The organism is Streptosporangium sp. NPDC050148, assembly GCF_055586505.1.
Map to the genome: position 1 here is coordinate 1 of NZ_JBVJIA010000065.1, position 14,027 is coordinate 14,027.

The 14,027-nt window shown below is 68.0% G+C and carries 15 protein-coding genes; 6 read left to right on the forward strand and 9 right to left on the reverse strand.

Annotation, left to right across the window (positions count from 1 at the left end):
* Positions 1-91: 91 nt before the first annotated feature.
* Together ACZ6RT_RS37005 and ACZ6RT_RS37010 are read right to left on the reverse strand one after the other, a co-directional pair.
* A complete protein-coding gene (locus tag ACZ6RT_RS37005) occupies positions 92-244 on the reverse strand; it encodes a hypothetical protein (RefSeq protein ID WP_470158737.1) in 153 nt (50 codons plus the stop codon).
* Between the two features lie 132 nt (positions 245-376).
* Complete coding sequence (locus tag ACZ6RT_RS37010; protein WP_470158739.1) at positions 377-1,258, reverse strand: hypothetical protein; 882 nt, start codon at positions 1,256-1,258, stop codon at positions 377-379.
* A 782-nt stretch (positions 1,259-2,040) separates the two neighbouring features.
* On the opposite strand from ACZ6RT_RS37010, the gene ACZ6RT_RS37015 reads away from it, so the two are divergent.
* From ACZ6RT_RS37015 to ACZ6RT_RS37025, 3 genes are all read left to right on the forward strand, one after another.
* Positions 2,041-2,904 (forward strand): pentapeptide repeat-containing protein, encoded by an 864-nt coding sequence (locus tag ACZ6RT_RS37015; RefSeq protein WP_470158741.1) that lies wholly within the window; start codon positions 2,041-2,043, stop codon positions 2,902-2,904.
* 289 nt (positions 2,905-3,193) lie between these two features.
* Positions 3,194-3,493 (forward strand): hypothetical protein, encoded by a 300-nt coding sequence (locus tag ACZ6RT_RS37020; protein WP_470158743.1) that lies wholly within the window; start codon positions 3,194-3,196, stop codon positions 3,491-3,493.
* A gap of 47 nt (positions 3,494-3,540) precedes the next feature.
* Positions 3,541-3,939 carry an MmcQ/YjbR family DNA-binding protein gene (locus tag ACZ6RT_RS37025; protein ID WP_470158745.1) on the forward strand — a complete coding sequence of 133 codons (399 nt, stop codon included), beginning with the start codon at positions 3,541-3,543 and terminating at the stop codon, positions 3,937-3,939.
* Positions 3,940-4,068: 129 nt separating this feature from the next.
* Here the strand turns inward: ACZ6RT_RS37025 and ACZ6RT_RS37030 are convergent, their stop codons facing one another.
* The 4 genes from ACZ6RT_RS37030 to ACZ6RT_RS37045 all read right to left on the reverse strand — a co-directional run bounded on the left by ACZ6RT_RS37030 (position 4,069) and on the right by ACZ6RT_RS37045 (position 6,963).
* Positions 4,069-4,317 carry a hypothetical protein gene (locus ACZ6RT_RS37030; RefSeq protein WP_470158747.1) on the reverse strand — a complete coding sequence of 83 codons (249 nt, stop codon included), beginning with the start codon at positions 4,315-4,317 and terminating at the stop codon, positions 4,069-4,071.
* A 56-nt stretch (positions 4,318-4,373) separates the two neighbouring features.
* Complete coding sequence (locus tag ACZ6RT_RS37035) at positions 4,374-5,138, reverse strand: DinB family protein (RefSeq protein ID WP_470158749.1); 765 nt, start codon at positions 5,136-5,138, stop codon at positions 4,374-4,376.
* A gap of 418 nt (positions 5,139-5,556) precedes the next feature.
* Positions 5,557-5,757: a hypothetical protein gene (locus ACZ6RT_RS37040; RefSeq protein WP_399192537.1), complete on the reverse strand. Its 201-nt coding sequence runs from the start codon at positions 5,755-5,757 to the stop codon at positions 5,557-5,559.
* Positions 5,758-6,183: 426 nt separating this feature from the next.
* Positions 6,184-6,963 carry a P-loop nucleotide/nucleoside kinase family protein gene (locus ACZ6RT_RS37045; protein WP_470158751.1) on the reverse strand — a complete coding sequence of 260 codons (780 nt, stop codon included), beginning with the start codon at positions 6,961-6,963 and terminating at the stop codon, positions 6,184-6,186.
* Positions 6,964-6,977: 14 nt separating this feature from the next.
* Here ACZ6RT_RS37045 and ACZ6RT_RS37050 point away from each other — a divergent pair, with 14 nt between their 5' ends.
* Entirely contained in the window at positions 6,978-7,373 is a 396-nt protein-coding gene (locus ACZ6RT_RS37050) for a DUF6069 family protein (protein WP_470158753.1), read from the forward strand.
* A 22-nt stretch (positions 7,374-7,395) separates the two neighbouring features.
* Positions 7,396-8,679 (forward strand): DUF6596 domain-containing protein, encoded by a 1,284-nt coding sequence (locus ACZ6RT_RS37055; RefSeq protein ID WP_470158755.1) that lies wholly within the window; start codon positions 7,396-7,398, stop codon positions 8,677-8,679.
* Between the two features lie 211 nt (positions 8,680-8,890).
* Here ACZ6RT_RS37055 and ACZ6RT_RS37060 read toward each other — a convergent pair whose 3' ends face one another.
* The 3 genes from ACZ6RT_RS37060 to ACZ6RT_RS37070 form a co-directional block, all read right to left on the reverse strand.
* Positions 8,891-10,042 (reverse strand): IS3 family transposase, encoded by a 1,152-nt coding sequence (locus ACZ6RT_RS37060; protein WP_470158757.1) that lies wholly within the window; start codon positions 10,040-10,042, stop codon positions 8,891-8,893.
* A 115-nt stretch (positions 10,043-10,157) separates the two neighbouring features.
* A complete protein-coding gene (locus ACZ6RT_RS37065; protein ID WP_399192545.1) occupies positions 10,158-10,658 on the reverse strand; it encodes a tetratricopeptide repeat protein in 501 nt (166 codons plus the stop codon).
* A gap of 902 nt (positions 10,659-11,560) precedes the next feature.
* Positions 11,561-12,481, reverse strand: a complete 921-nt coding sequence (locus tag ACZ6RT_RS37070) for a GlxA family transcriptional regulator (protein ID WP_470158760.1) — start codon at positions 12,479-12,481, stop codon at positions 11,561-11,563.
* Positions 12,482-12,604: 123 nt separating this feature from the next.
* On the opposite strand from ACZ6RT_RS37070, the gene ACZ6RT_RS37075 reads away from it, so the two are divergent.
* Positions 12,605-13,954, forward strand: a complete 1,350-nt coding sequence (locus ACZ6RT_RS37075) for an MFS transporter (RefSeq protein WP_470158762.1) — start codon at positions 12,605-12,607, stop codon at positions 13,952-13,954.
* Positions 13,955-14,027 lie beyond the last annotated feature (73 nt).

Here is a 14,027-nt window from a genome sequence, read left to right on the forward strand (position 1 = left end):
CTCCAGCGCCTGCCACTCGGCGTCCGTCAGCTCATAGCGTCGCACCACGTCTTACATACTGCACGATTCCCAACCACTTTGACGACACGCCCTAGAGGCGCGGCCTTGATCGGCCGCCACTCCGGAACATCCGCGCGAGCATCTCCAGGGCCAGGCGGCCGTTGGGCGCCGTGGTGTGCACGATGAGGATTCCGTCGGGTCGCAGGACGCGCCGGGTCTCGACACCGCCGACTGCATCGACCATCGCGGCGTTGACGAGGATGACGCAGGCCTTCGCGCGTGCGCGCGTGAGTGCCTCTCGAAACTCCCGATACGCCGGTGGAGCGTCGAGGTCTGGGGGCTTCAGGATGGTGTCTGGGTGAAGTAACACGGCACGCTACCGCTCGACTGTGTCCTGACGCGGCAAGCAGGCGGGAGAGTTCACCGGGTGCGCTCCCGGGGTGGTGGCCCGCTGGGGCGACGTCGCGAGCTGCTCCCAGACGTCCTCGTAGGCGACCTGCCCTGGCGCGATGAGGGCCCCATCCTTATCGAGCCGGGCGAGTTTGGTGCAGTTGCGCGCACTGAGGGCGAACGGTCGGCCGCCGTTGTCGAGAATGTAGTGCCTGCGCTGGCCACCAATCCGGTAGTCGACGCGCAGGCGGAAGGTCACCGACCACTTGCTGGTGATGGATCGGATGACGATCACGTCTTCGGCGCCGTCGGTGAGTGTCAGCGTCCGGTTCCGGAAGAACCGCCCGCCGGGCTGCGCCTGGATGCCTTCGAATTTGCCCTCGGATACGCGGGCGACGGGCACCGCATCGTCAAAGTCGAAGATCATCTTTTGGGTGGGGCCGCCAGTCTGGTCGGGGAAGCTCACCAACGTCCCGCTGTACGGCTTGCGCCGCTTGACCTCCACCGGCCGAATGTCGTCGATGAAGATCTTCTGGTTGCGCCGCCCCTCAAGCTTGATCGTCACGAACTGGTTGTTCAGACTGGCCGCCCCCTGGGCCGTCAGTTCGGTGTGCACATCCGAAAAACTAACCCCTCCCGGCTGCATGTTCGTGTAGGACCAGGATTTCAGAAACCGCAGATGGCGATCCGAGAGCCCCACGCCGGCTGGCGTCACCATCTCCAGCGGCCCCAACTCGTCAACGGAGACCAGAGTGAGCCGGACGTCGTCCGGGCGGGTGCCCCTACTGCGAACCTCATCCTTCACCGCTGGGCCATCGACCACCTGCGTGCTGATCTGCTGCACCACCCCCAGGACCAGCACCGTCACCGCCACAAGAACAGGAGCGCCGAGCGCCAGCGTCCAAGCCCCCGGATGCCGTACCCACCGCTTCCAGCGCGGTAATCGCGCGCTGTCCTCGGGTGGCCGGCCTTCAGCCTCGCGCTTCTGCCGTGGCCGACCCTTTCCCCGAGCCTTGGTACGCCGAGACATCGACCATCCTCCTGCAAAGAATCAACACTGTGCGGCCTTCTTGGGGGTGTACGCGAGAATCCGCCCCAGAATTCGCGAACGTTTCAGCATTGCAAAACACGCCCGCGCCATCTGGAAAACGGCCAAACCGTGGCCGCCGCTGGCGGCGCTTAGCCCGGCGACGAGAACGGCTGAGCGGAAGGAGATGCCGACCGACCTGCGTCCGGCCGTCTCGGATCTTGTTTCTCGTTGTGGCGGTGAGCTGGTCGAATGCGAAAGGGCCAGGCGGTCAGGGCACAGCCCCGGGAAGGACCGGGTGGTCGAGCACGAAGGCCGGCGCACCGTGGCCAAGCAGAAGGCGTCCGACCAGACCGCGGCCGCCAAACACGCCCTGGCCCTGCAACAGCGCGAGTTCGAGCGGGGACGGAAAAGGCGGTCTTGGTTTTACGTGAAGACGCGCTCGACGACGGCGGCCTGCTCGGCAGGTCCGGCGCGGAAGTACCGGGCCGCCGAGGTCCAGGCGCTCGCTCGGCGAGGTGGCCGGTCACGATTGACCATCGCTGACGACCATCGCCCCGTGGAGACCGCGCGGACCGATCAACCTGTCAGGTATGAGGTGGTGGCCAGGTTTTCCCCGGTTCGTGCTCGCGGCGCTGGGCGTGGCCTTGGTCGCGGTGCTGGCGTGGGTGCTGGGTCCGGGGGCGGCGTGGGTGCTGGAGCACTTCGACGGGGTACGCGACCTGGCCGGCAAGGACCTGGCGGCGGCACTGGACGCGGTGCGCGGGCGGGCGCTGGCGATCGCCACCGGGGTGATCGCACTGGTGGCGGTGTACTACACCGCACGCAACGCCGACACCGCGCGCCAGGGCCACATCACCGACCGCTACACCAGAGCGATCGAACAGCTCGGCTCCGACAAGCTCGACATCCGCCTGGGCGCCATCTACGCGCTGGAGCGCATCGCCCGCGACTCGGCTCGCGACCACCCCACCGTCATGGAGGTGCTCGCGGCCTTCGTCCGCGAGCATTCCCGAGACGTCAAAACCAAAGAAGCGGAAAACGAGAAACCTCGGGGTCCGAAGCCGACGACCGACTTGCAGGCTGCCCTCACCGTCATCGGCCGACGTACCCCCGACCACGACACGAACAGCCCGAGGATCAACCTCAGCCATGCGGACCTCACTGGCGCCGACCTCACTCGCGCGATCCTCAACCGCGCGGACCTCACCGGCACGCACCTCACCTACGCGGACCTCACCGGCACGCACCTCGGCGGCGCGAACCTCACCAGCGCGAACCTTATGGGCGCGAACCTCAGAGGCGCCTACCTCGGCGGCGCGAACCTCACCAGCGCGAACCTCATCAGCGCGAACCTCAGCGGCACGAACCTCCACCGCGCGGACCTCACCGGCACGGACCTCACCGGCACGGTAGGGCGGCCGCTGGGGGAGCCCCTGACGGAAGGGGGGCCAGCTCGCCCGTTTCGGGGTAACTCATGGGAATAGGTATTCCCACAAGTTACTGCCCGAAATGTCCGATCCTTCCGACGGTCGCGTCCGGAGAACCTTCTGCGTGAAACGGCTGATAACCCGCGCCGCCTTCGCCACTGTGGATCGTGTGGCCACCCCCGACGAACTACCCCCACCTCGCCCGGCAAGGACCCGGCCAAGGCCGTCCCCGGCCGGGGGTTGCAGCTGGCCCGGATCGGGCCGACCCTCGCCCTGGCCCTGGTCGGCTCCATCCTGCTCAGCGCCGGCCTGTTCGTCGGCGCCCTGGGGAGTGTGGGCGCTGGCGATGCTCGATCTGGGTTACGGGCGCTGGGCTGCGGCGCTCGACCGGCTCGATGTGGCGGCCCGGGGTCCGATCGGCCGCCAGGTCAGCGCGGTGTTCTTCGCGCCCGACCAAGTCGAGGCGGCGGTACGGCTCGGCCGCCCGGCGACTGAGCCCTTCGAGCGGTTCCGCCGTTACGCCGAGGCGGCTGACGTGCAATGGGCGCAAGCCGTACTGCATCGTTGCCTGGCCCTGATGGCCACCGGGCCGGAGGCCGAGGATCATATGACGTCGGCGCGGCCCCGCCAACCCCGGAGACTCTGATGTGCTGATGTCCTACCCGGCGGGCAGGATGGGCGCGGGAGGTACAGATGAGCGACATCGCGGACGTTCCACCCGCCGTTGTGGGCCGGCTCCGGGTGATCTGCGGGGAGCTGCCCGAGGCGTACGAGGAGCCGGCGTGGATCGGCCTGCGGTGGCGGATTCGCCGGCGGACGTTCCTGCACGTCTACACCACCGACGGGAGGGGGTCGGCGTACATCGATATGGACGATCCGGCCATCCTGATGACCTTCCGGGCGCCGCCCGGGGAGTTGGCCGCGCTGGCGCATGCCGGCCCTCCGTTCTTCCGGGCCGACTGGGGTGTGAATGTCGTGGGAATGGTGCTGGACGACGAGACGGACTGGGTCGAGGTTGCCGAGATGGTGACGGACAGCTATCGCGTGCAGGCGCCCCGCCGCCTCGCGTTCCGGCTGAAGGCAGGTGGATGAACCGCCGGCTACCTCCCCACGTTGCCGCTTATCCAGGTTCGGTGCTGAGAAACATTCCTATTCACGGTGGGATAGGTCGGGTTGCCGCACTGGCCAGAGATATTTCAGGAGACGATTCCGATGACGACATCACCCAGTGCCGCATGCTCCGGCCGTCTGGCCGGATTCGCGGGTGCAGTTCATTCCGGGCGTGATCGGCTTCACGAACTGGTAGATGCCTTCGCAGGTCCATCGCGGCGTGACATCGAGGAAGAGCTCGCGTCGTTCGTTGGGGAAGCCCGCATTGCTGGTCTTTCCGTAGCCGGTCGTGACTACCTCGCCGGTCGGCACCGCGCCCTGGCTGGGCAGTGCGGGTGCGATGAGGGGCTCCGACAGCAAGATGGGCTGGTCAAGCGCAGGATCGCGAGATCGCCATCCATTGCCGGGACGCGCCTTCACTCGGTTCGGGCACCGGCCTCGAGCACGGTGAGGTCGCGGACCGCATACCGGTGATGCTCGGCCTCTTCCTTGCACACCACCGTGAGGCAGCGGCGCACGACGTACTCCTTGTCCGGGTAGGGGTCGGCCGGCTTGCGACCACATACCCGGTCGAGCTCGGCCTCGGTGAGCTCGTCGACGACCCGGCGTATCGTGGCCATGCGGGCGAGCCGCGGCGCGAGTACCTCGTCGAGCGTCGGGGTGGCATCGAGGGTGAGCCCGAGCTTCGCCGATGCTTCGGCCGGCATCCCGCCGCCAGGAAGGCCCAACGGGTGGTACGGCGCGTCCTCCTCGAGCACGGCGTTGCCGATCCAGGCATCGCTGGCCATCAGCAGATGCCGCTGCGTCTCGACGAACGACCACTCGCCGTCGACCTGCTCGTGCAGCTTCGCCTCGGGTAGGCGCCTGGCGCGGTCGAGCGTCCCCTCCCATTGCTTCTCGATGGCATCCCAAGCGGCCCGGTATTCGGCGGCGGACGTGGCCTCACGGGCCAGCACCCGGTTGGGATGCAGCCGGTCGAGCTCGGCCTCGACGTAGACGGTCACATCGACGTCGTTGACAACGACACGCTCGAAGCCGCCACCGAGGGAGACGTTGCCCCCATAGCAGTCCACGATCTTCAGGCCGGTGACGTCGCAATCGCGAATCTCGAGGCCGGAGAGGTCGCACAGGTGGATGCGGGCACCACGGAACTGGTCACTTTGGGTGTACTCAGCAGGCATCGGGACAGCTTCCCGTATTCGTCCCGCCCGCGCCAGTGAATGGCACAACGTGAGGGTTGCGTGTTGCGTCCGGGTGGGGGAGTGCGGGATCGAGCCTCTTGGCGAGCGCTCGACGATCGATCTTGCCCGCGCGGTTGAGAGGCATCTCGTCCAGCCAGACGAAGACGCGTGGAATCATCGGCGCGGGTAGCCAACTACCCAGTTGGCTCGTGAGCAGCTCGTCGGGTCGCCGTTCGCCGACCAGATAGGCGACGATGGCCGCGCCGCCCGGGTTCTCGTGGCTTGTGTCTTCGATGGCGGCACGACGCTCACGATCACAAAGCGCTGTGCCAAGTCCTGCTTGATCCGCTCGGCCCAGGCGGAGACCGCAAGTTCCAGCACACGGTCTACGACCGCGATGCTGACCGGCCCGCTGTCCTCACCGGCCACGACCGCCGTCGAAGACGCCGTACTCCTCTTCGACGGCGTCTTCCTCCTGCGGCCAGAACTCATCGACCAATGGGATCTGCGGATCTTCGTGTCCGTCGACTTCGAGCAGACCATAGATCGCGCCCTGACCCGCAGCATGGCGATGGCCGGATCCGCCGATGCCGCCGAGATCGAACGGTCCTGGCGCCACCGCTACATCCCATCCCACAGCTCTACTTCGCGACAGCCCGCCCGACCGATCATGCTGACATCATCGTGGGGACGGTCCGGTCCGGCCGTGAGGTGGTGTCGGCCCGGGTGGGCCGGATGGCACCGCTTCACCCGCTTCTGTCGTCTGCCAGGCTGATGTGAGGCATCGCCATACAGCGCACCGTCTACGCGGACTACCACTGGGACGCCTGGCCGCACTACCGCAAGTTCCCGCCGATCACCCAATGGATCATGGACCAGATCGACGCCGTCCGGAACCCGAATGACCATCGGTCGCTGCGCAGCTGCCAACCACCCGAACACTACGAGTATGCCGTCGGCATCCCGCGTCCCAGACGCGAAGATCAAGCCGCATAGCGGCTGGTGAACGACCACGCTCGCCTACGCGGCGCCCACGCGGCGGACCTCATCTCTCAGTGAGCCGCCCGTTCAAGCTTTGAGCGAGGGAGGGCCAAAATCGCTGAGCCCAGTCAAACCAGCTCTCATCCCCGGGCGGCGGGGAGGGCAGAAACGAATCGGAGAGCTCGTCTGCGTCAGGGACCTCGAACTTGTCTCTCCAGGGGTCGAGCTCCGCCTCGGCCATAGGGAATGTCTGCTCTGGCGAGTGTTTCCAGCGGTTCTGAATCCGGCTCCATTGCACCTCGCGTTCCACAGGCAGGTACACGATCTCACAAGACGCTCCCACTGAAGCGGCCATCCAACGCAAGGCGGAGCGCTCATCGCGCGACCAGAGTCCGAAGTCAAGAACGACATTGAGCCGCAGGCGCAGGGCGTCGATGGCGAGTGCGACGAGTCGGCCCTCCAGCAGCCACCGCATGCCGCCGGGCTCCTGGTGACGGTCGCCTTGGCCGAAGATGGTGAGTGCCCATTCGTCGGGGGTGAGCCGCAGGGCGCCGCGCTCCGCCGCCAGCTCCCGCGCTCGAAAGGTCTTCCCGGACCCGGGAAGACCTACCATCAAGAACAGTGTGGGGGCCTGACCCGCCCGCGCATCTCTCACCGTCTCATTCATGTGGTCCATCAGCTGATACCTAAACCTCGGCCATCCATTTGCGGCAGTGACGAGCAGGCGTGTCGCCTCGGACGCGGCCGGGGCGAGTACGTCTGCTGATTTTTTCTGCGGAATGTGTCGGATGGCGTCGAGCCCGTTCGTGGTCAAGGTGAGAGGCCGGTAGCGGCCGGTCGCCACACATCGGAGGGCCCATGATGTCCGTCACCACCGTTCCCGCGAAGCCGCTGATCATCAGCGGCCTGGCCGCCGCGGCCATCGCCGCCGCGGCGACCGCGATCATCGTCGCGGCAGGTGAGTTGGCCGGGATCAATCTCGTTGTCGGCGGCGCGCCGATCCCGGTGTTCGGGTTCGCCGTGCTGACCGGCATCTTCTCCGTGGTGGGCCTGGCGCTGGCCCTGCTATTGGCTCACTCGGCCAGCCGTCCACGCACGGCATTCGTCCGCACCACGATTGTGCTCACCGCGTTGTCACTGCTACCGGATGTACTCGCGGACGCGTCTGCGGCCACGAAGATGCTGCTGATGGTGACGCACGTGATCGCCGCCGCGATCGTGATCCCGACCATCGCCCGCCGCCTGTCCCCTTGACCCTTTCCGAGGAGTTCACCGGATGAGCCACAGGAGGTGGGACCGGTGCGCGACGACCAGCTCCGCACGATCTTCACCTGCTGCCATCCGGCGCTGTCGCCGCTTGCGCAGAGCGCGCTCACCCTGCGCCTGCTCGGCGGACTGGGGGTGGGCAGATCGCGCGGGCCTACCTGGTGCCCGAAGCGACCGTCTCCCAGCGGACCTGTGCCTGGAAGCGGTTCGCCTGGCCAGGGCGCTCGCCGAATTGATGCCCGATGGGCCGGAGGTGCTCGGGCTGCTGGCGCTGCTCCTGCTTACCGAAGCCCGGCGGCCCGCGCGAGTGGGGCCTTCGGGTGAGCTGGTGGTGCTCGCCGAGCAGGACCGGTCGCTGTGGAACCGGGAATTGATCGCCGAGGGACATCAGCTGGTACGGCGGTGCCTGCGCCGTGATCAGTCGGGCCCCTACCAGTTGCAGGCCGCGATCAACGCCGTGCACGCCGACGGGCCGGCGACCGACTGGTCGCAGGTGCTGGCGCTCTACGACCAGCTGCTGCGCCACACCCCGACCCCGATCGTGGCGCTGAACCGCGCGGTCGCCGAGGTGCACGGACCGGCGCCGGCGCCGGCCAGCATCGATGAACTGAACCTGCCGGGCTGCCACCTGTTGCCCGCCACCCGCGCGGACCTGCTCACCCGCCTCGACCGCACCGCCGATGCCATCGCCGCCTACGACGAGGCCATCACCCTGGCCACCAACGACACCGAACGAACCTTCCTGCAGAGGCGACGAGCACGCCCAGGGCGGGAGGCTCGAGATGAGATGACAAGGAGCGTGGACACCGTGGACACCGTGGACCAAGAGAACGTGAGCGCGGCCCTGACTGTCGCCGTACCCGCCGCGAAGGTGTTCGCGGTGCTGGCGGACCCGACGACCCATTCCGCGATCGACGGCACCGGCTGGGTGCAGGAAGCTGCCGACCGGGCGCCGCTGACCGAGGTGGGGCAGATCTTCCGGGTGGACATGTATCACGCCGACCATCCGAACGGTGACTACCAGGTGGTCAACAAGGTCCAAGTGCTCGCCCCCCCGCGCGCCATCGCCTGGCTGACGGGGCAGGAGAAGGAAAACGGTCACCTGGAGTTCGGCGGCTGGATCTGGCGCTACGACCTTGCGCCGCTCGGTCCGTCCGAGACCGAGGTCACGCTCACCTACGACTGGTCGGCAGTGCCGCAGTCCATCCGGGAGTACCTCCACTTCCCGCCATTCGGCCCTGAGCACCTCATCAACTCGCTGCACCATCTGGCCGAGCTTGCCTCCGGTAGGTGATGTCGTCGACCACGATGACCATCGGTATGTGAAGCGGCTGTGTGGGGAGCTTGGTGGGGGCGTCCGGGGCCGGTTCGTCAGTCCCGGACGCCCCCGCGTGAGACGTTCAGTCAACCCAGACGCAGGGAAGGCCCTTCGACGCGTAGCCGCCTCCGCCCAGAGATTCCCCACTGAGCTTGCCCCGCTTTGGCGGACACCTTCGGTGTGGTGGTCAGGCCACGCAAGCGGCCTCGTAGGCGGCAGGGCTAACGTAGCCCAGACTGCTGTGCAGCCGGTGCAGGTTGTACCAGCCTTCGATGAACTCGAAGACCGCGCTGCGGGTGACGGCCCGGCTGGGCCAGGCCCGATCATCGAGCAGTTCGCCCTTCAGCGTGGCGAAGAACGACTCGGCCAGGGCGTTGTCCGAGCATTGGCCCTTGCGGCCGACCGACAGTCGTACCCCGAGCCGCTCGGCCAGTTCGGCGAATGCCCCGCTGCTGTATCGGCGGCCGCGGTCCGAGTGGAAGATCACTTTCTGGGCGGGGCGGCGTCGCCGGCAGGCCGAGGACAAGGCGTCGGCGACCAGCTCGGTGCGCAGGTGATCGGCGGTGGCCCAGCCAACCACCCGGCGTGAGGCGATGTCGATGACCGTGGCCAGATACAGCCGGCCCTCCTCGGTGGGAAGGTAGGTGATGTCGCCGCACCAGCGGGTATCGATCGCGGCCGTATCCGGGGTGAAGTCACGGCCGATGAGGTCCGGGCGCATCGCGGCGCGCGGATCAACGATGGTGGTCTGCTGTCGGCGGCGCCGGTGGCGGCCCTGCAACCCGGCCGCGCGCATCAGCCGGGCCACCCGGCGCCGACCGCAGCCGGTCCCTTCCTGCTGCAGGACCGCGTGGATCCGCGGAGCGCCGTAGGTGCCGCGCGAGTATCGATGGATCTCGGTGATGCGTGCGGCCAGGTGTCCATCACGTACCGCCCGAGGACCAGGGGCGCCCTGGCGACGGGCATAGAAGGCGGCTCGGGAGACCTGCAGCAGCTCACACGCCCGTTTGACGTTGTGACCGCTCTGCTTTTCCGCCTCGATGAAGGGGTGCACCGTGGCCCGCTTGAGGATGTCGACGTCCTCGCGCAGGCGGCGATTCTCCCGCCGCAGCGCGGCTAGTTCCTCGCGTTCGTCGCTGGTCAGCCCGTCATGTTGGCCGGTGTCGACTTCGGCCTGGCGGATCCAGTCGCGTACCGCGGTCTCGGTCAGATCGAAGTCCCTGGCCACCTGGCCGATCGAACGATCTCCGCGCTGGCACAGCTCGACGATCTCGGCTTTGAACTCACGGGCGAACGAGCGGCGAGGGCGCGGTTTCTTCTTCCCCATGTTCTCCATCATGGACATCCTTCCGGGGGCGAGCCCCTGATCTCGGATGTCCGTCAAACCGGATCAAGCTCACGACAACCAGTGCGAGCTTGAGGGTACGTCGCAGCCAGAACGGCCAAGGGGCAAGTCAGAGCTCGGCGAGGTACTCCGCGTTACCGCGGATGGCGGCCTCATACCGCTTGACCTCGGAGGTGTCCACGCTGTCCGCGACGACCAGCAGCAGCGCGGCGAGCGCCGCGTCCTTGCGCCCGGCTGCGTGCAGTGTGAGTGCCCTGAAGACCCGCAGCGAGTCCGACTCCGGGAACTCGGCGCAGGCGGTGTCGAACAGTGCCAGCGACTCGTCGATCCTGCCCAGGTTCCGCAGCGTGCTGCCGTACTGCAGAAGGCACTTGCGGCGCGTTTCGCCGCTCAGGTGGGGCAGGGCGCGCTCGTAGTAGCCGACTGCGCGCTCCTCCTGCCCGGCGGTGTCGTACGAGCCGCCGACCTCGTACAGCACATACGGGTTGTCGGGATGCTCGGCGAGCAGTCGTTCGAAGAAGTCGATCGTGGGCTGCATGTTCGCCCGGTCGCGCCGCGCAAACGCCCGCTCGATCGTCGCGGCCAGTTCAGGGGTCAGTTCAGTCGTCATGGCCATATCCTGCCGCGCCGACCGCCGACCGCACGAGGACCACCCCAGATAGAGAGTCCGGCCAGATACCTCTGAAGATTCCCGGCCGGATTGCTCTGAAGGTCACAGGTTATCCGGGGAGATCATACTCACACTCCCCGGAGAAGACGACTTATCCGGGATCCTTATAGACGAAGGATCGAAACCCCAGGGTGCGAATGGCCGACGCCTGACTTTGCGCTTTTCAGTATCACCGGAATCTCGATCTGCCTGGCGCAGGCGGTACGGTCACGATCTATGACGACAGCCGGGTCAGGCGGAGGCTCCGCGAAGGACAACCAACACAAGGGAGCCTGTCTGATCTGCAGGAAGTCTGCCAGAAATACCGGCGTCGGCAGAAAACCGAGGCAGGCGCCTGGGCGCACGCACGCTACATGCCCACGCCCGTACCGGTCGGGGACAAGTCAACGAAATCGGCCAGGAAGGCAGTGAGCGGTCTGCAGAGCAGGGCTCGCAACGCGAGCATGACAGGCTGCGAGGTGGCGACGCGATTCGTCAGCCCCTACGTCGGTTGCAGGCGGGAGTATCCGGCACAGACGCTGATCGAGAAGGTCGAGCAGGGTGGGCGCATCGTCATGCGCAGAAGCGATCCAAGTGCGGGCGTAGGTCCTGACATGGTGCCGAGTACGGCGGCGATCTCGTCCACGCCGAGCGTGGCGGTCTTGGTGAGGACCGGCTCACCGTCGAGGGGCCGGATGCCGTCCCTCAGACGGACGAACCCGCGGGCTGAAGGCGTCGGCTGGTCGGCCTCCGGGCCGATCCGGTCGGTCCCGGACGAGCGGGGAGACCCAGGACCTGGTGGTGCGCCCGGCGGAGAATCCGGCCGGTGGAGGAGCGGAACGCGGCGGAGCCGCGCGGGACCCTCAGCGGAAGGAGCGGCGATAGGCGGCCGGGGTGGTGCGCAGGGCGGTGTGGAAGCGGCGGCGGAGGTTGACCGCCGAGGAGAGGCCGACGCGGGCGGCGATGGTCTCGACGGGCAGGTCGGTCTCCTCCAGCAGGGCGCGGGCGGCGGCCAGGCGGCGCTCCAGCAGCCAGCGGGCGGGCGGGACGCCGAGCTGGTCGGTGAACTGGCGGGTCAGGGTGCGGGAGGAGACGCCCGAGTAGGCGGCCATGTCCTCGACGGCGATCTGGTCGGGCAGGCGCGACAGGAGCCATTCGAGCAGGGGGGCCAGGGAGTCCGGCATGGGGCCGGTGGTGGGGAGGGGAGGGTACTGGCGCTGGCAGCCCTCGCGGTGCGGGCCGGCGGCGAGCTGGCGGCCGATGCGCATGGCGTGCGCCGCGCCGTGCTCCTGGAGGACCTGGTGAAGGCAGAGGTCGAGGGTGGCGGCCGAGGCTCCGGCGGTGGCGACGTCGCCGTGATCGACGTAGATGACGGTGTCGTCGGGGATGACGCGGAGGTGGCGGGCGGCGAGTTCGCCGGAGAGTTCCCAGTGGACGGAGGCGCGGCGTCCGTCCAGGAGGCCGAGGGCTGCGGGAACGAAGATTCCGGCGCAGACGGCGACGATGCGGGCGCCTCGGGCGTGGGCGTGGGAGACCGCGTGCAGTACGGCGGGCGAGGGGGTGAGGATCCAGCTCGCGATCACCACGGTGTCGGCGTCGTCGAGGGCTTCGAGGCCGCTGTCCACCTGGATGGGGGTGCCGAGGGTGGTGGGGAGGGAGCCGGGGTGTTCGGCGCACAGGCTGAAGCTGTAGTGCTGGGTGATGTCGGGGCCGTGGTAGCCGAAGACGGCCGAGGCGGAGGTGACCGGGTAGAGCTCCTGGTTCGGGGCGACCACAGCGACCACGCGATGCGGGCTGGGAGGCGTCGGGGGCGTTTCCGGGCAGTCCAGAGGCATGGCGTAAATATACTCAATGATGTCATTTGAGACACCGGTGCTGTGATCTGGAAAAATAAAGAATCAGGGCTCATGTGGACAAGGAGCTTCGCCCTCTACTTCGGGGCCCGCACGATCTCGCTGCTCGGTGACGCGATGATGCCCGTCGCCTCGGCGCTGGCCATCGGGAGGATCTACGGGATCGCGGGCGTCGGCTACGTGCTGGCACTCTGGACCGCGTCTGCCGTGCTGGTCATGTTGTTCGGCGGGGTCGTCGCCGACCGGATCGGCGCCCGGCGTTTGATGATCGGCGCGGACGCGGTCAGGGTCGTCACCCAGGGGGTCGTGGCCATCGCCTTCCTGGACGGTGCCCCGCCGTACCCCCTGCTGCTGGTGACGGCGTTCGTGTCGGGCATGGCCGCCGGGATGTTCGAACCGGGCGTCAACGGCATGGTTCCCCTGGTCGCCGAAGATCCGCAGCGGGCCAACGCGACACTGAAGATCGCTGAGGCGGTCACCCATCTCGCGGGTCCCGCACTGGCCGGAGTCCTCATCGCCGCCGCCGGGCCGGTCGTCGTCTACACGGTGGACGCCGCGACGTTCCTGGTCAGCGGGGTGTGCTTACTGCTGCTCCGGGTCGCCGTCCCCAGGACGGAGCCCTCCGACGTGCTGAGCGACCTGCGCAGGGGCTGGGAGGAGTTCACGGCCATGAACTGGATGTGGTCGGTCATCCTGGTCTGGGTGTTCTGGGGAGTCCTGGTGATCGGGCTGTACGTACCGCTGTCGTCACAGGTCATCGGGGCCGAATACGGCTGGGTGATGATGGCGCTCGGCCTCGGCACCGTGCTGGGCGGGCTGGTGGCGATCAGGCTCAGGCCGCGCAGGCCGCTGGCGGCCGGGGCGGTGGCGTTGAGCGGGTACGCGGCGGTGCCGCTGACGGTCGCGCTCGGGCTGCCGCTGCCGCTGCTGATGGGCGGGCACCTGCTCGGGGGGTGCGCGTTGGCGTTCTGGTCGGATGTGGTCGACCAGCGTGCAGACGCAGGTGGCGCCGGACGTGGTGAACCGGGTCAACGCCTACCAGGTGGCCGGGTCGGTCGCGGGCATGGCGGCCGGGCAGGCGCTGGCCGGGCCGGTCACCGCGCTGGTCGAACCGCGCACCTTCATGCTGGGGTCGGCTCTGGTGACGGCCGGCGTGGTGGCGGCACTGCTGGTGATCAAGCCGGTCAGGCGGCTGGGCCGGGAGCCCCGGGAGGCCGCAGACCGGTCGGTCCCGGTCGTGGCCGGCGTGGCGCCGTAGCCGGTCATCACGGTCGCGCAGGACGGCCTTGGCCAGTCCCTCGCTGTCGAGGACGAGGGTGCCGCCGGGAACAGCGGGAGAACGGGATGGGCGCGGCCCCTTTCTGCCGTATTCCGGCCGCACCCTTAGAGCGCCTAACAGAATGAGTTCTGCTGTGCTTTGATCTCTCGCTGTAGCGATGGTGAGAGGGGTGGGCGGGTGGCGCGGCTGAAGCCGTGG

What these genes read in the sequence shown, in the direction of transcription:
- ACZ6RT_RS37005 (WP_470158737.1), bottom strand. Translation starts at nt 244, where the DNA reads ATGGTCGATGCAGTCGGCGGTGTCGAGACCCGGCGCGTCCTGCGACCC.
- ACZ6RT_RS37020 (WP_470158743.1), top strand. Translation starts at nt 3,194, where the DNA reads ATGCTCGATCTGGGTTACGGGCGCTGGGCTGCGGCGCTCGACCGGCTC.
- ACZ6RT_RS37025 (WP_470158745.1), top strand. Translation starts at nt 3,541, where the DNA reads ATGAGCGACATCGCGGACGTTCCACCCGCCGTTGTGGGCCGGCTCCGG.
- ACZ6RT_RS37035 (WP_470158749.1), bottom strand. Translation starts at nt 5,138, where the DNA reads ATGCCTGCTGAGTACACCCAAAGTGACCAGTTCCGTGGTGCCCGCATC.
- ACZ6RT_RS37050 (WP_470158753.1), top strand. Translation starts at nt 6,978, where the DNA reads ATGATGTCCGTCACCACCGTTCCCGCGAAGCCGCTGATCATCAGCGGC.
- ACZ6RT_RS37055 (WP_470158755.1), top strand. Translation starts at nt 7,396, where the DNA reads ATGAGCCACAGGAGGTGGGACCGGTGCGCGACGACCAGCTCCGCACGA.
- ACZ6RT_RS37060 (WP_470158757.1), bottom strand. Translation starts at nt 10,042, where the DNA reads ATGATGGAGAACATGGGGAAGAAGAAACCGCGCCCTCGCCGCTCGTTC.
- ACZ6RT_RS37065 (WP_399192545.1), bottom strand. Translation starts at nt 10,658, where the DNA reads ATGACGACTGAACTGACCCCTGAACTGGCCGCGACGATCGAGCGGGCG.
- ACZ6RT_RS37075 (WP_470158762.1), top strand. Translation starts at nt 12,605, where the DNA reads ATGTGGACAAGGAGCTTCGCCCTCTACTTCGGGGCCCGCACGATCTCG.